This is a genomic window from Vibrio hippocampi (assembly GCF_921292975.1).
Classification (GTDB): domain Bacteria; phylum Pseudomonadota; class Gammaproteobacteria; order Enterobacterales; family Vibrionaceae; genus Vibrio; species Vibrio hippocampi.
In genome coordinates, this window is sequence record NZ_CAKLCM010000002.1 from 198,288 (window position 1) to 220,003 (window position 21,716).

At 45.6% G+C, this 21,716-nt stretch carries 15 protein-coding genes; 9 read left to right on the forward strand and 6 right to left on the reverse strand.

Annotated features, from left to right (window positions below):
- The first annotated feature begins 215 nt into the window (after window positions 1–215).
- The 4 genes from deoC (at window position 216) to deoD (ending at window position 4,485) form a co-directional block, all read left to right on the forward strand.
- The gene (gene deoC / locus L9Q39_RS03395) at window positions 216–992 is read left to right on the forward strand and encodes a deoxyribose-phosphate aldolase (protein ID WP_237483720.1); all 777 of its coding nucleotides are present in this window, start codon (window positions 216–218) and stop codon (window positions 990–992) included.
- Window positions 993–1,081: 89 nt separating this feature from the next.
- A complete protein-coding gene (gene deoA, locus L9Q39_RS03400; RefSeq protein WP_237483721.1) occupies window positions 1,082–2,416 on the forward strand; it encodes a thymidine phosphorylase in 1,335 nt (444 codons plus the stop codon).
- Window positions 2,417–2,431: 15 nt separating this feature from the next.
- A complete protein-coding gene (deoB, locus tag L9Q39_RS03405) occupies window positions 2,432–3,652 on the forward strand; it encodes a phosphopentomutase (RefSeq protein ID WP_237483722.1) in 1,221 nt (406 codons plus the stop codon).
- A 107-nt stretch (window positions 3,653–3,759) separates the two neighbouring features.
- Window positions 3,760–4,485: a purine-nucleoside phosphorylase gene (gene deoD, locus L9Q39_RS03410; protein WP_237483723.1), complete on the forward strand. Its 726-nt coding sequence runs from the start codon at window positions 3,760–3,762 to the stop codon at window positions 4,483–4,485.
- A gap of 100 nt (window positions 4,486–4,585) precedes the next feature.
- Here the strand turns inward: deoD and L9Q39_RS03415 are convergent, their stop codons facing one another.
- The gene (locus L9Q39_RS03415; protein WP_237483724.1) at window positions 4,586–5,188 is read right to left on the reverse strand and encodes a YtjB family periplasmic protein; all 603 of its coding nucleotides are present in this window, start codon (window positions 5,186–5,188) and stop codon (window positions 4,586–4,588) included.
- Window positions 5,189–5,371: 183 nt separating this feature from the next.
- Between L9Q39_RS03415 and serB the strand changes: the two genes are divergently transcribed.
- Window positions 5,372–6,349 (forward strand): phosphoserine phosphatase, encoded by a 978-nt coding sequence (gene serB / locus L9Q39_RS03420; RefSeq protein ID WP_237485492.1) that lies wholly within the window; start codon window positions 5,372–5,374, stop codon window positions 6,347–6,349.
- 103 nt (window positions 6,350–6,452) lie between these two features.
- Here serB and L9Q39_RS03425 read toward each other — a convergent pair whose 3' ends face one another.
- Window positions 6,453–8,786 (reverse strand): PilZ domain-containing protein, encoded by a 2,334-nt coding sequence (locus tag L9Q39_RS03425; protein ID WP_237483725.1) that lies wholly within the window; start codon window positions 8,784–8,786, stop codon window positions 6,453–6,455.
- A 327-nt stretch (window positions 8,787–9,113) separates the two neighbouring features.
- Between L9Q39_RS03425 and radA the strand changes: the two genes are divergently transcribed.
- Both radA and fusA read left to right on the forward strand, forming a co-directional pair.
- Window positions 9,114–10,493, forward strand: a complete 1,380-nt coding sequence (radA, locus tag L9Q39_RS03430) for a DNA repair protein RadA (RefSeq protein WP_237483726.1) — start codon at window positions 9,114–9,116, stop codon at window positions 10,491–10,493.
- A 297-nt stretch (window positions 10,494–10,790) separates the two neighbouring features.
- Window positions 10,791–12,872: an elongation factor G gene (fusA, locus tag L9Q39_RS03435; protein WP_237483727.1), complete on the forward strand. Its 2,082-nt coding sequence runs from the start codon at window positions 10,791–10,793 to the stop codon at window positions 12,870–12,872.
- 124 nt (window positions 12,873–12,996) lie between these two features.
- Here the strand turns inward: fusA and L9Q39_RS03440 are convergent, their stop codons facing one another.
- The 3 genes from L9Q39_RS03440 to chrA all read right to left on the reverse strand — a co-directional run bounded on the left by L9Q39_RS03440 (window position 12,997) and on the right by chrA (window position 17,430).
- Complete coding sequence (locus tag L9Q39_RS03440; RefSeq protein ID WP_237483728.1) at window positions 12,997–14,688, reverse strand: AMP-binding protein; 1,692 nt, start codon at window positions 14,686–14,688, stop codon at window positions 12,997–12,999.
- Window positions 14,689–14,913: 225 nt separating this feature from the next.
- On the reverse strand, window positions 14,914–16,050 hold the full coding sequence (locus L9Q39_RS03445; RefSeq protein WP_237483729.1) for an HD domain-containing phosphohydrolase: 1,137 nt from the start codon (window positions 16,048–16,050) through the stop codon (window positions 14,914–14,916).
- Window positions 16,051–16,227: 177 nt separating this feature from the next.
- Window positions 16,228–17,430 carry a chromate efflux transporter gene (gene chrA, locus L9Q39_RS03450; RefSeq protein ID WP_237483730.1) on the reverse strand — a complete coding sequence of 401 codons (1,203 nt, stop codon included), beginning with the start codon at window positions 17,428–17,430 and terminating at the stop codon, window positions 16,228–16,230.
- Between the two features lie 89 nt (window positions 17,431–17,519).
- On the opposite strand from chrA, the gene L9Q39_RS03455 reads away from it, so the two are divergent.
- Window positions 17,520–18,461 (forward strand): LysR family transcriptional regulator, encoded by a 942-nt coding sequence (locus tag L9Q39_RS03455; protein WP_237483731.1) that lies wholly within the window; start codon window positions 17,520–17,522, stop codon window positions 18,459–18,461.
- A gap of 78 nt (window positions 18,462–18,539) precedes the next feature.
- Window positions 18,540–19,724 carry an NnrS family protein gene (locus L9Q39_RS03460; RefSeq protein ID WP_237483732.1) on the forward strand — a complete coding sequence of 395 codons (1,185 nt, stop codon included), beginning with the start codon at window positions 18,540–18,542 and terminating at the stop codon, window positions 19,722–19,724.
- A 128-nt stretch (window positions 19,725–19,852) separates the two neighbouring features.
- Here the strand turns inward: L9Q39_RS03460 and asnB are convergent, their stop codons facing one another.
- Window positions 19,853–21,520: an asparagine synthase B gene (gene asnB, locus L9Q39_RS03465; protein ID WP_237483733.1), complete on the reverse strand. Its 1,668-nt coding sequence runs from the start codon at window positions 21,518–21,520 to the stop codon at window positions 19,853–19,855.
- Window positions 21,521–21,716: the final 196 nt, after the last annotated feature.

Here is a 21,716-nt window from a genome sequence, read left to right on the forward strand (position 1 = left end):
GGATTATGTACACTCAGTTTTGTTCCTTGGCATTCGCCGCTGATTAGCAGCAGCTTAATGAATCGCAAAAGGACAGTGCGATAGGGCAAGGCTTGATGTTTGTGCGGTGACAAGGATAGCAATTGACACTCAGTGTCGAGTCTTCAAGGAACCAAGTCCGTTCATTTATTACTGGAATAACCAGTGAATTAATTGAATATTGATCGGAGATAGAAATGAGCGATTTAAAATCAGCAGCTCTACGTGCACTTAAATTAATGGATCTCACTACGCTTAACGATGACGATACGAATGAAAAAGTAATCGCATTGTGCCACGACGCAAAATCTTCAGTGGGTAATACCGCTGCGATTTGTATCTACCCTCGTTTTATCCCAATCGCTAAAAAAACGCTTCGTGAACAGGGGACACCTGAGGTTCGCATTGCAACAGTGACTAACTTCCCACACGGTAATGACGATATCGATATCGCCGTTGCAGAAACCAAAGCGGCTGTGGCGTACGGTGCGGATGAAGTCGATGTGGTTTTCCCATATCGCGCTCTAATCGCCGGTAATGAAGAGGTTGGCTTCGAGCTAGTGAAGCAGTGTAAAGAGGCTTGCGGTGATATTCTGCTGAAAGTGATTATTGAAACGGGTGAGCTAAAAGAGCCATCTTTAATCAAGAAAGCCTCAGAAATCGCTATCAAAGCAGGCGCAGATTTCATTAAAACATCCACAGGTAAAGTTCCAGTCAATGCAACCCCAGAATACGCACGTATGATGCTAGAAGTTATCCGTGATATGGGTGTGGCAGAGAAAGTGGGCTTCAAGCCAGCAGGTGGCGTGCGCACGGCAGAAGATGCGGCCGCATACCTAGCTATGGCTGACGAAATTTTAGGTGCAGATTGGGCTGACAACATGCACTACCGTTTTGGTGCATCAAGCTTACTAACGAACCTACTGAATACATTAGAAGTGACAAACGAAACAGCAGACCCTTCTGCTTATTAAGGTTTGTTGATGCTAACACCCTAAAAGGGTGTTAGCCCTCTCCCATAATTTTTCCGCAGATCCGTGATCTGTTGATCAGTGAGGCTTCTATGTACCTTCCTCAAGAAATTATCCGTAAAAAACGTGACGGTCACGAACTGTCGGCGGAAGAGATCCAGTTCTTTATTCAAGGTGTCGCTAAGGACACCGTGTCAGAAGGGCAAATTGCTGCCTTTGCTATGACGATTTTTTTCAATGAAATGACCATGAATGAACGTATTGCCCTAACCTGTGCGATGCGCGATTCCGGAATGGTCATTGATTGGTCTCAGCAAGGTTTTACCGGACCTATCGTCGATAAACACTCAACGGGTGGTGTGGGCGATGTGACGTCGCTTATGCTTGGTCCAATGGTGGCGGCATGTGGTGGTTTTGTTCCAATGATCTCTGGTCGCGGTTTAGGGCACACTGGGGGCACACTCGACAAGCTAGAATCCATCCCTGGTTACAACATTACCCCAAGCAATGAAGTGTTTGGTGAGGTGACTAAGCAAGCGGGTGTGGCGATTATCGGTCAGACAGGCGATCTTGCCCCAGCAGATAAACGAGTCTATGCCACTCGTGATATTACGGCGACCGTTGATAATATCTCTTTGATTACCGCGTCTATTCTGTCGAAGAAACTGGCAGCGGGTCTTGAGTCTTTGGTTATGGATGTCAAGGTCGGCTCTGGTGCATTTATGCCAACCTACGAGCAGTCTGAAGAATTGGCGGAATCTATTGTGGCTGTGGCAAATGGCGCAGGGACAAATACCACGGCTATTTTGACCGATATGAATCAAGTCTTGGCGTCATCAGCAGGCAATGCTGTTGAGGTGCGAGAGGCGGTTCGCTTCTTGACTGGAGAGTATAGAAACGAGCGTTTGTACCAAGTCACGATGGCTTTGTGTAGCGAGATGTTGATTTTGGGTCAGTTGGCGAAAGATGCTGTCGAGGCAACCGCCATGTTGAATCAAGTCTTGGACAATGGCAAAGCGGCGCATTGCTTCAATCAAATGGTGCAAGGTTTAGGCGGTCCAGCTGATTTTGTCGAGCACTATGACCGTTACTTACCAAAAGCAGAGATCGTCAAGCCAGTTTATGCTCAGCAACCTGGTACGGTTCTCTCTATGGATACTCGAGCTATCGGTATGGCGGTGGTTGCAATGGGCGGTGGTCGTCGTGTTGCGTCGGATTTAATTGATTATGCGGTTGGCTTTGACCAGTTCATTCAACTGGGTGAGCAAGCGAGCCAAGATAAACCTCTCGCGATGATTCATGCGCGTGATGAAGCACAATGGCAACAAGCGGCCGAGGCGCTAAACGCGGCGATTACCGTTGGTGAAGGTCGCTACACTGCAACGCCTTGTGTTTACAAACATATTCGCGCTGAAGATCTGGCTTAGAGGTGAGGAGATAGAATGAAACGTGCATTTATTTTAGTTTTAGATTCGTTTGGTATCGGTGCGACTGCCGATGCAGACAAGTTTGGTGATGTCGGTTCTGATACCCTCGGTCACATTGCAGAGCAGTGTGCTGCGGGTCTGGCGAACAATGACAAGCGCAGCGGTGAATTAACGCTGCCTAATCTAACCAAGCTTGGTTTGGCGATGGCACACAAAGAATCCACCGGCAAGCTTGCGCAAGGTCTCAGCGACAGTGCTGAAGTCATTGCGGCTTATGGTCATGCTGCCGAACTCTCTTCAGGTAAAGATACGCCATCAGGTCACTGGGAAATTGCCGGTGTACCTGTGCTTTTTGATTGGGGTTACTTCACTGATAAGCAAAATAGTTTTCCTAAGGAACTGACCGATCGTATTTTAGCGCGAGCGGGTCTGTCTGATTTCCTTGGCAATTGTCATGCCTCAGGCACACAAGTGCTGGATGACTTAGGCGAGGAACATATGAAAACCGGACTGCCGATTTTCTATACCTCGGCTGACTCGGTATTCCAGATTGCCTGCCATGAAGAGACGTTTGGTTTAGACCGTTTACTTGAGTTGTGCCAAATCGCTCGTGAAGAACTCGCCGATTACAACATTGGTCGTGTTATTGCCCGTCCATTCATTGGTCCGGGCAAAGGGCAATTTGAGCGTACTGGCAATCGTAAAGATCTGTCGGTTGAACCACCGGCTGACACTGTCTTGTCTAAATTGGTTGATGAGAAACAGGGTCAAGTGGTCTCCATTGGTAAAATCGCGGACATCTACGCTAACTGTGGCATCACGCAAAAATTCAAGGCAACGGGTTTAGAAGCGTTGTTCGATGCCACGCTAGAGCAAATCAAAGTCGCAGGCGACAATACGATTGTATTTAGCAACTTTGTCGACTTTGATTCCGCTTATGGACACCGTCGTGATGTTGCCGGTTACGCTGCAGCGCTTGAGTATTTTGATTCACGCATCAATGAGGTTTTAGCATTGATGCAGGAAGATGATATTTTAATCTTAACGGCTGACCACGGCTGCGACCCAACATGGCCAGGTACTGATCATACACGCGAGCATATTCCCGTGCTGGTTTATGGTCACAAAGTCCCTGCGGGATCATTAGGATTAAGAGAAACCTTTGCCGACATCGGTCAAAGTCTTGCGGGTTACTTTGCTACGTCTGATATGGACTATGGCAAGAGCTTTTTATAATCAAGAGCTTTTTATAACTAAGAGCTTCTTATAATAATACAGTGGATTAGGCTGACGAGCGTTAACCCTAATCCCTTTTCCCTTATTTGAATTTAGAAGGAAGAAAAATGGCTACTCCACATATTAATGCAGAAATGGGCGATTTCGCAGACGTAGTACTGATGCCAGGCGACCCGATTCGTGCTAAATACATTGCAGATACTTTTTTAGATGACGCAGTTCAAGTGTGCGACGTTCGTAACATGTATGGCTACACGGGCACTTACAAAGGTCGTCGTATCTCTGTGATGGGGCACGGTATGGGTATTCCATCTTGCTCTATCTATGTGACTGAACTTATCAAAGACTTCGGTGTTAAGAAGATCATCCGTGTTGGTAGCTGTGGTGCGGTAAACGAAGACATCAAGGTTCGTGACGTAGTGATTGGTATGGGTGCATGTACGGACTCTAAAGTAAACCGTATCCGCTTTAAAGATCATGACTTTGCTGCGATTGCTGACTACAAAATGGTTAAGCACGCGGAAGAAGCGGCAAAAGCTCGCGGTATTGATGTTAAAGTCGGCAACCTATTCTCTGCTGAACTGTTCTACACGCCAGATCCAACAATGTTCGACGTTATGGACAAGTACGGCATTGTCGGTGTTGAAATGGAAGCGGCAGGTATCTACGGCGTAGCAGCAGAATACGGTGCAAAAGCACTGGCAATCTGTACTGTGTCTGACCATATCAAAACGGGCGAACAAACCACATCAGATGAGCGTGCGACAACGTTCAACGAAATGATGGAAATCGCGCTTGATTCCGTTCTACTTGGCGACGCTGACGAGAAGTAAGCGACACCGCTGACATCAGTCAGTGAGCGGACATAAATCACTGAATAGCAAAAGGGGATGCTGATTGAGCATCCCCTTTTATTTTGAACGGATAAGATGATTATGGCTGCTTAAGGAGTAAGTTTTCACTTTTGTCTTTCGGCTGACGGCGGATAATGATCACCATCAATGCCCCAGCGAAAAAACTCATCAGTATCATTAAGTACATAGAGTGATCGCTTTTGCGATAGTGATGATCAGAAATTGCCGTCACTTTTCCGGTTTCAAAGGTAATACGAACAAAACCAATAATGACGTTATCATTCATAATCGGCTCGATCAGTTGCTGCTTACCTATTTTTGCCGTCGATAATGGCGTATCTAATCCCAATACTTCTCTAGCCGATTGAGCCGCGTTACTTGCCGCGATCTTTACACCTTCCGAATCATAAACCGTCGCGTCATAAACCAAGCGCTCTTGTGCCAGTTGATTGGTCAAGGCACCAAGGCGTTCCTGATCTTGTTCAATGAGCATCGGGCGTGCAGAGGCCGCCGCTTGAGAAATAAGAATCTTAGTTAATACTTCAAGCTGGTTAGTTTGGATCTGTTCGTTGCCTTTACTGATGATAAAGCTGTTGGTGGTGACAAAAACCACCATAACCGCAATGATAGCAACGGCAACAAGGCGTATGAAGTTGCGAAATGAAAACAGCGATTCCTGCATAACAAAGGTATGTATTAAAGTAAACTCTCGATTGGGTCATATTGATGCTTGGACAACGAAATTGCAATAGGTTAACGTTGAATACTCGGGTAGTATAACGTTGATATTATTCTCGGAAATCAAACGTGGCGTAATCTACGACTCGATAAAGCAGATAATTAAATGACAAAGGAAGGTATAGACATGGATGCTGCCAGTCCACTTAGAATGAGAAAGCGAATCTCCCTCAAACAGCGTTTTCCAGAAACTCTCTTCAGCCACCAATTAGAAAAGAACAAAGCCTCTTGGATTCTTTACGCGCGTTATCTTTCGCCCTCAATGTTTGAAGATATGGATTTTTATATTGGCGAAACCAGCCGTATTCTCGATGTGTGGCAAGTCGGTGACTACGAAGTTGCCTTGATGAAAGGGACTTTGACGCCAGAGCATAAAACGATCTTAAAAGAGTTACGAGTTGACTGCGTTTCCTTGGTCGATGTGCCCGATGTCACTAAGCCGGGCATCATCGTATTGGATATGGATTCAACAGCGATTCAAATTGAGTGCATTGATGAAATTGCGAAACTGGCCGGTGTTGGTGAGCAAGTGTCTGAAGTGACGGAGCGAGCGATGCAAGGTGAGCTTGATTTTGAACAGAGCTTACGCCAACGTGTCGCGACATTAAAAGGGGCAGATGAATCGATTCTTGCTCAAGTGAAACAAACCATTCCATTAATGCCGGAATTGCAGGTGATGATAAAAACGCTGCAATCCTTTGGCTGGAAGACGGCGATTGCCTCGGGTGGCTTTACCTATTTTTCCGATCATCTTAAGCAGCTACTCGATCTGGACCATGCGCAATCTAACGTGCTATCTATTGCCGATGGCAAATTGGTAGGTGAGGTGGAAGGCGAAGTCGTCAGTGCGCAAACCAAGGCGGAGATCCTCTGCTCTCTAGCTGAAAAATACGATGTAGAAATGCACAATACCATTGCTGTGGGTGATGGTGCTAATGACTTAGCCATGATGGAAGTCGCCGGACTTGGCATCGCTTATCACGCGAAACCCAGAGTTGAGGCTCAGGCACAAGCCGCGATCAATCACGCAGACTTAGGAGGCGTGGTGTGTATTCTTTCCGGTCTTTTGGCAAGACAGAAGCGTTTAAGCTGGGCGAACAATTAGTTTAGTGGTGCTTCATTCCCAAATGACGGCTGGATTTTGTGATTTGAAGTTATCTGTCGATAGATAGGATTAGACAAAAACAGGCGAATCATCGCCTGTTTTTTTAATGGTTAATTTCCAGCCTCACCAAGACTTCTTCTGTAATATCCACCACTTCGCAGTAGCCGCAGATCGCGCTCATTTCGTTTTCAAGGTTTCGAGCATGGCTCATACTAATGGATAGCAGTTCATTGATGTCTTTCTTCATTAGCATGGTTAGGGCATCAAATACGGGGCTGGTGGAGATGCGCAAAATATACAATTCGCCCATATTAAGGGCATTCTTAATAAACTTGATTCTACCCTGTGTGGTTTCAAAGTCGCCGCGAAGCTTAGTATGAACGGATTGAATTCGCTCCCCTAGTTTCAATACGCCAATGTATAACTCTTGATAGCTTGCTTTTGCTCCAGGGCGCCGTCTGATTGGATCGGCAATGAGTGTGTTACTGCGCCCTTTGAATATCGGCTCTAGCGCAAATTTTTCTCCATGCCCTAACTTTTCTAAAAATTGCAGGTATCCAGGAAGTGGATAGTTTACCCCAACGGTGCGACATTTTACGCTGGTGCCTCGACGATCAATATAAATAGGGGTCGAGACCATCTTAGCAAGCAGGACGTTGTGGAAAGACTCAAGCAGTTCAGGGGTTGGTAACAATTCAAGTTTTACCGATAGCTTATCTAAGTTGCTTTCGATAATGCTATTGAAGAAGGCGACGGTCTTTACTGTCTGTCCAGACTCAAGCATCGCAAGGTGCACCACTTTTCGATTCTCAGATAGGCGCACGACTTTATAAGGCACTTGGTTAAGCGGCAATTTAGGGTTATAGCGTTTTAACTCAAGATAGTCGATAACGACATCTGCGTCGGTGTGAACCGGGATCGGGGACTCTAACTCAATGCTGAGCCCGCGCTTAGAGAGATCAAGGGTTTTACCTTTTAGTGAATGTTCACCGGTGGTGATCATTAGCGGCGAGGAAAACTCATATCTTGGTTCTTTGCGACGAGATTGGGCATCAAAATATAAACCACGTATCTGGCTCCCGATTTGTCGTGGATGACGGAACCGATTAAGACTGGTTGCTGGAAGGCGAGGTTTTTCGGTAAATAGGTAATCACTGGCGGAGGTGAAATCCGTAATTTCTTGCAAAATACCGAAGTGCGTTAGTTTTTCTGGGTGATCAACCAGTTTGCTGTAGTTGGTTGAAATATCAATGCTATCGGCATTGGATAACTCGAAGACCGAGAGTCTAAACGCCTTCCAGGTTTCTCTTCTTGCGCCGACATGCCAGAACAATTGGCGCTCTTCTCTATCAGCTTCGGGCATCATCATCGAGTAGAATAACGTCATCCCTTTATGAGCATGAGTAAAGGTATAAAGTACGTTACTGCAACCCTTGATACCGGTTTTGACCAGCATCTCCATACGCTCAGGCGAGAAAAGAGCGCTGAGTGTTTGCTGATGGCGCTCGTCATGCCAGTAATTCCAAAGGTCGTAATTATTTTCGGTCAGTAGCGCGACCTTGAGTTCATTGCCGGAAAAGAATAACGGAAGATTACAAGCATGCTTTAGATAGGTATGCTCGAAGCCTCGAGTTCGAGCTCGGGTAATGCGATCTTGATTATCGTGGCGTACTTTTTTGGAATCGGTGTCAAGTAGAGACTCTAAGAGACGTTCGATAGCGTTAGTCTGAGTCAGTCGTAAGGTTCGCAGGTACTTCACCGGCGAGACTCCGTGCAAACCATCGACACCTAAAATGCGATATTCGATAGGCTGCAGTAACTCGGCGATATCACTTTTGCTTGCGAGTGCTTCAAAGCGAACTTTGACGACTTGTCCTAAGTCATAATCAAAGGTACCCGGTACTTTAATTTTTGCACCCGAATTGGAAAGATCGACGCTGACGCCAGCGATGATGTCGCCATTATCAAACTCGAGCGATACTTGAGATTCAAGCTTGAGGCGATTCTCTTTGCGTTTTAAGTCGTAGCCGAGGTTGATAGGATCAGCGGCGTAAGGACTTTTGGGGTCGGTCAGCTCTTTTGACGATTCATGATGAGCGACTTGGTTAAGAAGCTGCTTATTGAGTAAAAACTCCCAAACCCCTTCGGTGTAGTCGCCATATTTATTAACCAGCTTGTGATAATTATCGAAAGCACGATCGTCAAGCCAATGAGTTAGACCATTCAATTGATACTCAAAACAGGTCGTGGTGACTCGACCACGCAAATCAACGCGCTTTTGGCAGGGTGCCATTAAACGGTTAAGCTCCATTTTTACCAGAAGTTTTGCTGAGGAACTCTCTGCGGCCATGATTTGATTGAAAACCAAATCAAAATCTTCAGACGAATAGGTCGGGATGAGTCGTTCTACTAGTGAAAGTATTTCAGATTGCTGCATGAGTTTTGCTAAAGTAGTCCTTCTTCGGCGTTGAATCTATAAGGCATGATGTTCTCACCTTCGTTATATCGGCCGAGATATCAAAAAACAAAAGAGTTAACAAATAACCGTTTTTACCGTCTACCCATCTTAACAAGAGACACGAGCAATTGTTAGTGATTAGAAAAGATGTGTGATTTAAACGATTAAAAATGGTTCACTGTGTAACAATGTTTCACGGTATGAGCATGCTTCTCTGGGTAACAAAGCTTTACGGGGTCATAATGCTTAACTGCATAATAGTTGCGGCAATAACCTGACAAGATAGATAGAGATTAGAGATAGAGTATGGCAAAAGCGAAAAGAGCCTATGTTTGTAATGATTGTGGTGCGGATTTCCCAAGATGGCAGGGTCAGTGCAATGCCTGTGGAAGTTGGAACACCATCAGCGAAATAAGGTTGGCCGCTTCCCCACAAGTCGCCAGAAATGAACGATTGTCGGGTTATGCGGGTGCTGAAGGTGAAACCAAGGTACAGGTATTGTCAGAAATCGATCTGCAGGAAGTGCCTCGTTTTACCAGTGGCTTTAAGGAGCTTGACCGAGTTCTTGGTGGAGGGATTGTGCCCGGTGCGGCTATCTTAATTGGTGGTAATCCTGGGGCGGGTAAGTCGACGCTGCTTTTGCAAGCAATGTGTTGGCTATCGGCACAAATGCCCACACTGTACGTGACCGGAGAAGAGTCACTACAACAGGTCGCTATGCGCGCTTCGCGATTAGGTCTGCCGAAAGACAATCTAAAAATGTTGTCGGAAACCAATGTCGACCGCATCTGTCAAGTTGCCGAGAAAGAGCAGCCGAAACTGATGGTGATTGACTCGATTCAGGTGATGCATGTGTCCGATGTCCAGTCTTCACCCGGTAGCGTTGCCCAAGTCCGTGAATCGGCGACCGCACTGACACGCTATGCGAAACAGAACAATGTCGCGGTGTTTATTGTGGGTCATGTCACCAAGGATGGCACTTTAGCGGGCCCAAAAGTCTTGGAGCATATTATCGATTGTTCTGTATTACTCGACGGCGGCACAGATAGTCGTTTTAGAACCCTGCGTAGTCATAAGAATCGTTTTGGTGCGATCAATGAGCTAGGCGTTTTCGCCATGACGGAGAAAGGCTTAAAAGAGGTGAGCAATCCGTCAGCGATATTTCTGTCTCGAGGTGAGGAAGAAACTTCTGGAAGCTCGGTGATGGTGGTTTGGGAGGGGACGAGACCTCTGTTAGTGGAGATTCAAGCGCTGGTAGACTACAGTCAATTAGCCAATCCAAGACGCGTCGCAGTGGGGCTTGAGCAAAACCGCTTATCACTTCTTTTGGCGGTGCTGCACAAACATGGCGGTCTGCAAATGGCCGATCAAGATGTGTTTGTTAACGTGGTTGGCGGGGTAAAGGTTACGGAAACCAGTGCCGATCTTGCCTTAGTGATGGCTTTACTCTCCAGCTTTAGAGATCGTCCATTACCGAAAGATGTGGTGGTGTTTGGGGAAGTGGGGCTTGCAGGCGAAATAAGACCGGTTCCCAGTGGTCAAGAGCGCCTAATGGAAGCGCTAAAACACGGATTTAAAAAAGCCATTGTGCCTGCAGCGAATATGCCGAAAGGTGGTATCGAAGGTATGCAGATACATGCGGTGAAAAAGCTATCAGAGGCAATTTCAGCCTTTGATGAGCTGTAAAAGATTTTAATTTAACGTGCGGTATGTTTGCCAAGCGTTAAATATTTGGTTTAGCTCCAACTTATTTGCACGATTGATATCGAAAAATGGTCAATTGCAGCTAAAATGATCAGCGAGCTATTCATAGGGTCCTTTTGACGCTATCCCTGTCGCTAACGGCATTAAAAGCAGCCCGAACGATAGGAAAAGTCTTAAAGGTATAACTTTTTTTCAATGTAGATGCACGCAAAGCTATCCGTATTGACAGATTATGATATACTCTGCGCGCATTTTATATCCTATTAACAGAGTAAAACGATGACTGATTTATCAAAATACAGAAACATTGGTATTTTCGCGCACGTTGATGCGGGTAAAACAACTACCACTGAACGTATCCTTAAGCTAACTGGTAAAATCCACAAAACTGGCGAAGTTCACGATGGTGAATCTACGACTGACTTCATGGAACAGGAAGCTGAGCGCGGTATTACTATCCAATCAGCGGCTGTAACCTGTGAGTGGAGTGGTCACCGTCTAAACGTTATCGATACTCCAGGACACGTTGACTTTACAGTTGAAGTATATCGTTCTCTTAAAGTACTTGATGGCGGTATCGGTGTATTCTGTGGTTCTGGTGGTGTTGAGCCTCAATCAGAAACTAACTGGCGTTATGCTAACGAATCAGAGGTTGCTCGTCTGATCTTCGTTAACAAACTAGACCGTATGGGTGCAGACTTCTTCAACGTTGTTGGTCAAGTTAAGAAAGTACTTGCTGCTAACCCACTTGTTATGGTTCTTCCAATTGGTCGTGAAGATGACTTCGTTGGTGTTGTTGATCTACTAAGCAAGAAAGCATACGTATGGGATGACTCAGGTCTTCCAGAAAACTACGAAATCCAAGATATCCCTGCGGATATGATGGATGACGTTGAACAATACCGTGAAGAGCTAATCGAAACTGCTGTTGAGCAAGACGATGACCTAATGGAAGCGTACATGGAAGGTGAAGAGCCTTCTATCGAAGACATCAAGCGTTGTATCCGTAAAGGTACTCGTGACCTAGCATTCTTCCCAACGTTCTGTGGTTCTGCATTTAAGAACAAAGGTATGCAACTTGTTCTTGACGCTGTTGTAGATTACCTACCAGCTCCAGATGAGGTTGATCCTCAGCCACTAACTGATCCAGACACAGGTGAAGCAACGGGTGAAGTTGCTACTGTATCTGCAGATGAGCCGCTAAAAGCACTAGCATTCAAGATCATGGATGACCGTTTTGGTGCACTAACGTTCGTTCGTATTTACTCTGGTCGCTTGAAGAAGGGTGATACTATCCTTAACTCTGCAACAGGTAAGACTGAGCGTATCGGTCGTATGTGTGAGATGCAAGCTGATGAGCGTAACGAACTAACTGAAGCGCAAGCTGGTGACATCATCGCTATCGTAGGTATGAAGAACGTTCAGACTGGTCACACTCTATGTGATCCTAAGCATGAATGTACTCTAGAAGCTATGATCTTCCCAGAACCAGTAATCTCTATCGCTGTTGCTCCAAAAGACAAAGGCGGTTCTGAGAAAATGGGTATCGCTATCGGTAAAATGGTTGCAGAAGATCCATCTTTCCAAGTTGAGACAGACGAAGATTCTGGCGAAACTATCCTGAAAGGTATGGGTGAACTTCACCTAGATATCAAAGTAGATATCCTTAAGCGTACATACGGCGTTGAACTAGAAGTAGGTCAACCACAGGTAGCTTACCGCGAAACTATCACTCAAGCAGTTGAAGATAGCTACACGCACAAGAAGCAGTCTGGTGGTTCTGGTCAGTTTGGTAAGATCGATTACCGTATCAAACCAGGTGAGCCAAACTCTGGCTTCACGTTCTCTTCAACGGTTGTTGGTGGTAACGTTCCTAAGGAATTCTGGCCTGCAGTTGAGAAAGGTTTTGCATCTATGATGGAAAACGGTGTTCTTGCTGGCTTCCCAACACTAGACGTTGAAGTAGAACTATTTGACGGTGGTTTCCACGCAGTTGACTCATCTGCAATCGCATTTGAAATCGCAGCGAAAGGCGCATTCCGTCAATCTATGCCTAAAGCAGGTGCTCAACTTCTTGAGCCTATCATGCACGTTGACGTGTTCTCTCCAGAGGACAACGTTGGTGACGTAATCGGTGACCTTAACCGTCGTCGTGGTATGATCAAAGATCAACAAGCTGGTGCAACTGGTGTTCGTATTAAAGCAGACATTCCTCTATCAGAAATGTTCGGCTACATCGGTCACCTACGTACTATCACTTCTGGTCGTGGTCAGTTCTCTATGGAGTTCTCTCACTACGCACCGTGTCCAGCTAACGTTGCTGAAGAAGTTATCGCTAAGTCTAAAGAAGAGAAGAAATAATCTCTGCTTTACACTGATAGCAAAAACCCGCCGAAAGGCGGGTTTTTTTATGGCTTGTGTCATAGTCTGAGATTACTATAGCCTGCAATGACTAAAGTCTACGATTACCTAAGCCTACGATTACCTAAAGGTCTTGTTCCCACACAATTAATTGGTTTTTTGGCCAGTTCTGCCCAATGTCATGATATTTCTGTTCAAGCAGATGACGCTTAATCTTTAGAGTGGGTGTGAGTAATCCATTTTCGATACTCCAAGGATCTTGCACCATTAACACGCCTTTAATCTGCTGATGTGACTCCAACTGCTGATTCATTTTCTCTACCACTCGTTGTGCAGTACGCGCATAGCGCTGTTTGTCGAAATTAGGGAAGTCATGAGGAACGACAAGAAGAATCGGTGCCGGCAGACCCAGACCAATTAAGCAGAGCATCTCCACTCGACTATATTCGAACAACTTTTTCTCAATCGGTACAGGAGCAACAAATTTGCCCTTAGCGGTTTTGAAGGTGTCTTTTTTACGACCTTGAATGGTGAGATAGCCATCATTGTCGATAAAGCCGATATCACCAGTATGTAGCCATCCTTCATGGTCGAATGCTTGCTGTGAAGACTCGCTGTTTTTGTAATAGCCAGAGAACATACCTTGTCCTCTTACCATGATTTCCTCATCTTCTGCAATTTTCAGTTCGATACCCGGTCCCGCGTTACCCACCGAGCCGATTTTATCCGCTCTAAATGGGTAATTTAGCGTACTGTAGGCGAAAGACTCTGTCATTCCCCACGCCTCGGTAATGTTCAGACCGACACTGCGATACCACTCAAGCAGGGCGGGCGAGACGGGAGCCGAACCACATCCTAGAACTCGTGCTTGATCCAAACCTAATCCATCGGCTAACTTCTTTTTGATTAGCGAGTTTACTAGCGGGATTTTCATGAGAATGTTGAGTCGTTTCTGAGGCAACTTATCCTGAATACGTTGTTGGAAAAGAGTCCAAAGCCTTGGAACGGAGATAAACAGGGTGGGACGCTGCATCTTAACGTCTTCGATAAAGGTATCGAGAGATTCAGGGAAAGCGGTCACGACGCCACCCATAATCGAAGAACCAAAAATATAAACTCGTTCGGTGATATGAGCGAGTGGAAGATAAGAGAACAGTCGGTCGCTTTCTACAATGCCGATGTGGTCAATCAAACGTTGTACCGACCATGAGAACGCGCCATAGGTCAACATCGCCCCTTTGGGCACACCGGAAGTACCGGAGGTGTAAACGATAGACATCAATTTGTCGTCATAGTGGCTGGGTCGGTCTGCACTTGGAGCGTGTTGTTTAAGAAGTTGCTCAAAAGTGTAAGTGCAGTCTGGGGCGGTATCGTAAGGTAGCGATATGCTCACAATATCGGGTAGCTTTGCAATCACCTCTGCCGTGGCTTTTGGGTCGTCAAGCTTCCCTGCGATCAGGACTTTACTCTCACTATGGGTAACGCAATATTCAATCGTTTCTGCACCGGCGGTAGGGAAAATAGGCACGCTAACAAAATCACCTAGCATCATCGCGAGATCGCAGATAAACCATTGAGCGCAGTTTTTCGAGACAAGTGCGACCTTATCTCCTGGTTTAATGCCGAGTGATTGTAGGGCACTCACCAGTTTGAGAGCCTGCTCAGCGACTTCGCCAAAAGTGTATTCGACAAACTTTCTATCAATGATCTGCTTTAGATAGATCTCATCAGGTTTTTCTTCGGCCCATTTAAGAATCATCTCATTAGGGGGAGGGAGGGTACATCCAGCAGCGGGTTGTTGATTTGGCATGATCATTATTGGACTCCGTACGGCAGAAGTAAAAAGTTATTATTATGTTAATTAATTGTTTATTTTAAAGATACTAGCACTTACAGTGACGACTTCAAGGCGTGTTCAATAATCAACAGTGATAACAAATCACAAACAGAGTAGATAAACGACCAATCGTGAACTTTGTCACGATTGGTCGTTTTTTATTGCAGAATTTAAAGCGGATGGTTGGTATTACATTGAGAAAAATTAATGTACTGCAAGAGGTTGAGATTCAAGAATCGGTTTAATTTTGGCTTGCTGGCAGCGTAGTGCATGAACACAATGACCGTCTAACTTGCCAAGCGCCACCATCTTCTCAAGTTCGAGTAAAGCGTGAATTAAAGACCAAGACTCGCAATAGTGTCGATCACTGGTCAAAGCATCAAAAATATTCGCCACTGTGACGATGCGAGCAGCAATAGGTATTTGTTCATGTTTTAATCGATTAGGTAAGCCTGAGCCATCAAGATATTCATGGTGATGCTGAATGATGCTGTGCAGGAGGTCATGGCAAGCGTATTGATTGTCGTCTATTTGCTGAGCCAATTGATTGACTAAGTTTAATCCTTGCTGAACGCGTCCCGACACTAAAATGCGATCATCCCAATCTTGATGCCAGATAGAGCTTTGATTTGTGCTCAACGCCGAAAACTTACCGATATCGTGCAGTGTCGCAAAATGGGTAATATGGTCGATGTATTCATCAGAGAGTTGATAGATATCGCCTAATCGCTCCGCGATTAATCCAGAGTAGAGCCCAACACGTTGTGCATGTGAACGGCTATCTTTATCCTGTTCAAGCGTGGTTTGGCGCATGGACTGACCCAGTTCGGTCATTGACTTGATGTAACCACGTTCTTGAATCACGGAATTAAGGATGGCTTTGGTAGAGTGACGTAGATCATCAACACTCGACTTATCGAAAAACTGCTTACTATTAGCATCGATAAAGAGTATCCCTTCAAGTTGACCATCATGCAGGATTGGGTAGGTCAATGAGGACGCATAGCCTTGCTCAATAAGCCAATTTTGGTGAGAAGATGGCGTTTGATATCCAGATTGTAGGTCATTGATAACACGCGCTTTTCGTCTGCATACATATTTGCCCAGCGAAGATTTTGAGCTAATCGGCGCACTATATCGAAGCAGAGGTTTACCTTGAAGCGTGCTATCGGCAAATGTTTTTAACTCTTGAGTATCGGCGTCGTATAGGGCGACCGCGATTCGAACAACATCAGGAGCTTGAGATACAATGTCGTGATGCACCTGCTTTAGCGTATTGCTGACAGAGATGATTTTGGGTTGGGTTGTATACCCTTGGGTATTGGTCATTTCCTTTTTCATCGCTTTCCCCTCCAACTGATTGCGTTCGAAGCACAGTGGTCATGTCTTTATGCGCTTATCGATAGGACAAGTGGCAAATGTGACAATGCAGGGGCATTAAGACACCCCTACATTTAGTCTAAGATCTGAGTTAGCGATAAACTAGGTGAGAACGTATTAATCGAGGCATTGTTTGATTTAGATTAAGTTTTGAACAATGGGCGTTGCCAGCCCAGCCAGAGCAAACAAAGCGACTAACCAAACAATCGGCAGTTTGAATTGCTTTAGCAGTAAAGCCCCAATCAACACCCAAGCTAGGTCAAGTGGCACAGTGATTGCGCTGGTAAAGACCGGCTGATACAAGGCACTGATCAATAGACCAACCACTGCAGCGTTAACCCCTTTTAATGCACCAGCGATTTTAGGCAGGCTTGCCAACTGCTGCCAATTCTTCAATACCGCTATCAACAAAAGGAAGCCGGGAATAAACACGCCTAGCGTTGCAATTAAAGCGCCTGCAATTGGAGAGCTTGGCAGCAACTGGTAGCCAATATAAGTCGCGAAAGTAAACATGGGACCCGGTACAGCCTGTGCGGCAGCATAACCCGTTAAGAAACTATCTTGGCTCAGTTGATCACCCACAATATTTTGCAGCAAGGGTAGAACAACATGACCACCACCGAATACCAGGCTGCCAGCTTGATAGAAATCTGAGAATAACTGAACTTGAGATGACCATTGACCAACCAACGGTAGTCCAAACAACAGCAACAAAAAGAGTGCCAGTGGCGTTATTGATACTTGTTTTATTGAGAAGTTTTGCGGTTCAACGGGCTTAGTGTTGCTCAGGCAGTAGCCGCCAATTAAGGCCGCGATGACTAACACGCTCACCTGAGTGGCGAGTGTTGGCAGTAAAAGTAAGGCAACAGCAGTAGCAATCGCAACCGAGATGGTGAGTTTTTGTTGGCAAAAACTGTTGTACATACCAAGAATCGCGTCTGCCACAACGACAACGGCAAGCAGTTTTAAGCCATGAATCACATGCTGAAAATATGAGGCATCTGTCAGTTGGCTACTCACGATAGCTAAAACTAACATCAGGATCACCGAGGGTAGAGTAAAGCCAAGAAAAGCAGCAATACCACCAGTTAATCCTCCTTTTTGATAGCCAATCCCAAAGCCTACCTGACTTGAGCCGGGACCGGGTAAAAACTGGCTGAGAGCAACCAGTTGACCGTATTCTTCATCGGTCAGCCATTGCCTTTTTTCAATAAAAGCATGGCGAAAATAGCCAATATGAGCCGCGGGACCACCAAAGCTCACCCAGCCCAAGCTGAAGAAAATCTTAAAAATAGAGAAAAATGAGACCTTGTGATTCGCCTGTTGAGATAATGATGTCACTGTACTGCCTGTAAAAAGAAGATCTTGAATTAGCTTAGAGAATAGAATGTGCGATACAATGATTCAAATTAATAGTCTACATAGTAACTATGAGTGAAATAAATACAGGTGCAGTGGATTGGCGTAAAGTGGACCTCAACCTTTTGACGATGTTTTACCGGCTCTACCAAACCCGCAGCGTTTCTCTAGCCGCAGAAAAATCATTTGTCAGTCAATCGGCTATGAGCCATAGCTTAGCCAAACTTCGTGTTATATGCAGTGATCCTCTATTTGAGAGGAAAGGGCATCAGATGCAGCCTACGCAAAAGGCGAATGAATTGTTTCCGGTGGTGGAACAGATATTAAATTTGGTTGAAACCAATCTCTTGTCTGGTGGTGAATTTCATCCGGAAGTGTACCAAGGAGCGATTAGAATTGGGCTTACGGATTATGCCGAGTTCATCTTTGCCCCTAGCATTTACGATGCGATAGTGTCGCAAGCGCCTTGCGCCAAGATCAGCTTTGTTAATGTTAATCGACACAACTATCAAGCGGTTGATGATCGGCAGAGCCTAGATGTGATTATTGGCAGCATTGCACCGTTGCCGGATAACTATCAGTCACAAACGCTGTACACAGAAAAGCATGTCTGCATTTATGATCCTAGGTTTGTGCGCTTTGAACATCTTGGCATTGAACAGTTTATTGATACCCCTCACTGCCTAGTCAGTCCTGATGGTCAGTTCCGTAGTAAGGTAGACGAGTACCTAGATTCTATTGGGCAAAAGCGCAATGTTGCAGCGGTATCAGGTCACTTTCTAACGATTGGTCAACTGGTTCAGGGCAGAAAGTTACTTGCTATCGTACCGGAAAAAATGGCGCAAATAAGTGCAATGCAGTCTAATGTAAAGACAGTGTCTACTCCCGTTCCAGTACCCGACTTTGATATCTCGATGATATGGAAAAAGCAGCGCCATGATTTAGATAGGGTGCAGTGGTTGAGACAATTGCTGTATGAAGCGATTATTACTCAGGTGTCAGCGAACCCTTGATAATGAGTAAACTTGATAACAAGTGAATAAGAATAAAGCGATAAGACGACTGCGTGTTTTACACCATGGACTCAACCTATGATTAATATTACCGACAATAAAGTCGAGCAAGCCATCCCACCGTGGTTGCGCCTTGGCTTTCGTCCCTTTTTCCTGCTTGGTGCTATCTATGCCATTGTTTCTATAGCGGTGTGGGCATATCTTTTCCAGCGTGGTCAACCCGAGGCTCTACAGGTTCCGTCGCTGTGGTGGCATGGGCATGAAATGCTCTTTGGTTTCGCCATGGCGATTGTGGCGGGTTTTGTGTTAACCGCAGTACAAAACTGGACCGGGCAAGCAGGTACAAAACACCATAGATTATTTGCACTGGTGCTGCTCTGGCTTATTCCAAGAGTGTTATTTTGGCTGCCGATACCGATTTGGGTCGCAGCCCTTGTTGAGACGCTATTTCTTGTTGCGCTCGCTTATGAAGTGGGAAGTCGAGTGGTAAAGGCGAAAGGGTGGCGTAATCTCTTTTTTGTACCTCTATTCTTGGCGGCCATGATTGCGAATGCTTTAAGCTATACCGCATTGACTGGAATCATTGCAGTCAGCGCCAGCGCGATCTGGCAAGCGATGTTGTGGTGGTTTGCACTGTTGCTTTCAGTGATGGGTGGCAGGGTGATTCCTTTCTTTTCGGCAAAGCGATTTAACTTCACCAAGCCACAGCCACTGAAATGGTTAGAGTGGGCGGCAAACCTCCCCTTGATGGCGCTATTCCTACTGAGTTTTAGTCACGTCTGGATGACGAAATACGGATCAACATTGATGCTGGTTGCAGGGGTATTTCAGCTCTGGCGTTGGTGTCGTTGGTTGCCTTGGAAAACGATCTCAGAGCCTTTGGTTTGGTCTTTGATGCTCAGTTATGTGTGTTTGCCATTGAGTCTACTGGCTCGAGGTCTGGTTGACGATGCGCTGGCTTCTCATACCTTGCTGCATCTGTTCGCGGTCGGTGCGTTAGGGGGATTGATTCTGGCTATGATTTCTCGGGTTACGATGGGGCATACCGGTCGAGCTATTTATGAGGGACCCAACATGAGCCTTGCGTTTATCGCGATCATCTTAGCGGCAGTGGTCCGTGGATTCGCAGCAGTGTTTTGGCCTCAGCATTTATTTATTCTGATTGATATCAGTGCGACGCTTTGGGTGTTTGCGTTTGCCATGTTCTGCTTAAAATTCGGTTATATGTTGGTGTCCCCAAGAGTTGATGGGCATCCTGGTTAACGACAGAGCTTTAAGCAATAGAACGGTACAAAACTGAGTATTAAAAAAACAAAGCATTAAAAAACTGAGCATTAAACAACAAAAAGCCTAGCAAACGCTAGGCTTTTCAATTTGAGTGTCAGATTCGATTAATAAGCATCGTTGTGGACAGCTTGAACCGCACGACCTGAAGGGTCAACACAGTTTTGGAACGACTCGTCCCATTCAATTGCTTTCGCTGATGAACAAGCCACTGACGGACCACCCGGAACACACTTCGCCGCGGATTCTAGCGGGAATAACTCCTCAAAGATTTCGCGATATACATAACCTTCTTTGGTCGTTGGCGTGTTGTATGGGAAGCGGAATGCCGCAGTTTCCATCTGTTGCTCTGTTACTTTGCCTTCAGCCACTTCTTTTAATGTGTCGATCCAACTGTAGCCAACACCATCCGAGAACTGCTCTTTTTGGCGCCAAGCAATCGCTTCAGGTAGATAGTGTTCGAAACATTCACGCAGGATATGCTTCTCCATTTTACCGTTACCACACATCTTGTCTTGTGGGTTCAAGCGCATCGCAACGTCAATGAATTCTTTGTCTAAGAATGGGACACGACCTTCCACACCCCAAGCGGCAAGCGATTTGTTCGCGCGCGCACAGTCGAACATGTTTAGTGCAAGCAACTTACGAACGGTTTCCTCATGGAACTCTTGGGCGTTAGGCGCTTTGTGGAAGTAGAGGTAACCACCGAAAATTTCATCTGCCCCTTCACCTGACAGCACCATTTTGATGCCCATCGCTTTGATCTTACGACCCATTAGGAACATTGGCGTTGAGGCGCGAATGGTCGTTACATCATAGGTTTCGATATGGTAAATAACGTCGCGAATAGCGTCCAAACCTTCTTGAATGGTATAGGTCATCTCATGGTGAACAGTACCGATTTGGTCGGCAACTTCACGCGCCGCTTTAAGATCCGGAGCGCCTTCAAGACCAACAGCAAAAGAGTGTAATTGAGGCCACCAAGCGGCGGATTGCTCGTCATCTTCAATACGCATCGCAGCAAAACGCTTCGCTACGGCGGAAGTGATGGAAGAATCGAGACCACCTGAGAGAAGCACGCCGTAAGGAACGTCAGTCATTAGCTGGCGTTTTACCGCTGCTTCAAGCGCTTCGGTTAGCTCTTCTTTGCTGGTGCTGTTACCTTGAACCGCAGCATACTCGTTCCAGTCGCGGATGTAATAACGCTGGGGTTCTACGTCGTTAGAGCCGTAGTAACAACCAGGAGGGAATTCACTGATAGTTTTACAAACTGGCACAAGTGCTTTCATTTCAGAAGCAACGTAATAGTTACCGTGCTCATCATAACCTTGGTATAGAGGGATGATACCGATGTGGTCACGACCGACGAGATACTCGTCTTTTTCTTCATCGTAAAGAACGAATGCAAAGATACCGTTCAGCTCTTCAAGCAGGGCTTCTGGACCTTTATCTTGGTATAGCGCTAGAATCACTTCACAGTCAGAGTCGGTTTGAAACTCGTATTTACCCTCATAGCGTGCGCGGATCTCTTTATGGTTGTAGATCTCACCGTTAACCGCAAGGATGTGTTTTTTGTCTTGGCTGTAGAGTGGTTGGGCACCACTGTTTAAACCTACGATAGCAAGACGCTCGTGCGCCAAAATTGCTTTATCAGAAGAATAAATTCCTGACCAGTCGGGACCACGATGTCGCAGCTTTTTCGACATCTCAAGGGCAATCGGTCTAAGTGAGGCAGCATCACTTTTAATATCTAAAATGCCAAAGACAGAACACATACAACTTCCTTATTATTTTTGAGTCACATTTTTGTTCCGTTCAATGTGCCATTTGCTCAAAAAAAAACAACCCAAATCAATCAAAATGATGACAAAAAGTGCGCTGCGGTGAATTTTATTTAATGTAATTTGATTTTAATTAAATAATTTCTAATTGGTGTTTAGTATGTGTTCAATTTCTCGATTTTGACGCTGT

Excerpts from the sequence above, each read along its gene's own strand:
- asnB (WP_237483733.1), bottom strand. The coding sequence starts at position 21,520 with ATGTGTTCTGTCTTTGGCATTTTAGATATTAAAAGTGATGCTGCCTCA.
- L9Q39_RS03415 (WP_237483724.1), bottom strand. The coding sequence starts at position 5,188 with ATGCAGGAATCGCTGTTTTCATTTCGCAACTTCATACGCCTTGTTGCC.
- deoC (WP_237483720.1), top strand. The coding sequence starts at position 216 with ATGAGCGATTTAAAATCAGCAGCTCTACGTGCACTTAAATTAATGGAT.
- L9Q39_RS03455 (WP_237483731.1), top strand. The coding sequence starts at position 17,520 with ATGAGTGAAATAAATACAGGTGCAGTGGATTGGCGTAAAGTGGACCTC.
- L9Q39_RS03425 (WP_237483725.1), bottom strand. The coding sequence starts at position 8,786 with ATGCAGCAATCTGAAATACTTTCACTAGTAGAACGACTCATCCCGACC.
- deoD (WP_237483723.1), top strand. The coding sequence starts at position 3,760 with ATGGCTACTCCACATATTAATGCAGAAATGGGCGATTTCGCAGACGTA.
- L9Q39_RS03460 (WP_237483732.1), top strand. The coding sequence starts at position 18,540 with ATGATTAATATTACCGACAATAAAGTCGAGCAAGCCATCCCACCGTGG.
- fusA (WP_237483727.1), top strand. The coding sequence starts at position 10,791 with ATGACTGATTTATCAAAATACAGAAACATTGGTATTTTCGCGCACGTT.
- L9Q39_RS03445 (WP_237483729.1), bottom strand. The coding sequence starts at position 16,050 with ATGAAAAAGGAAATGACCAATACCCAAGGGTATACAACCCAACCCAAA.
- deoA (WP_237483721.1), top strand. The coding sequence starts at position 1,082 with ATGTACCTTCCTCAAGAAATTATCCGTAAAAAACGTGACGGTCACGAA.
- serB (WP_237485492.1), top strand. The coding sequence starts at position 5,372 with ATGGATGCTGCCAGTCCACTTAGAATGAGAAAGCGAATCTCCCTCAAA.
- deoB (WP_237483722.1), top strand. The coding sequence starts at position 2,432 with ATGAAACGTGCATTTATTTTAGTTTTAGATTCGTTTGGTATCGGTGCG.
- radA (WP_237483726.1), top strand. The coding sequence starts at position 9,114 with ATGGCAAAAGCGAAAAGAGCCTATGTTTGTAATGATTGTGGTGCGGAT.
- L9Q39_RS03440 (WP_237483728.1), bottom strand. The coding sequence starts at position 14,688 with ATGATCATGCCAAATCAACAACCCGCTGCTGGATGTACCCTCCCTCCC.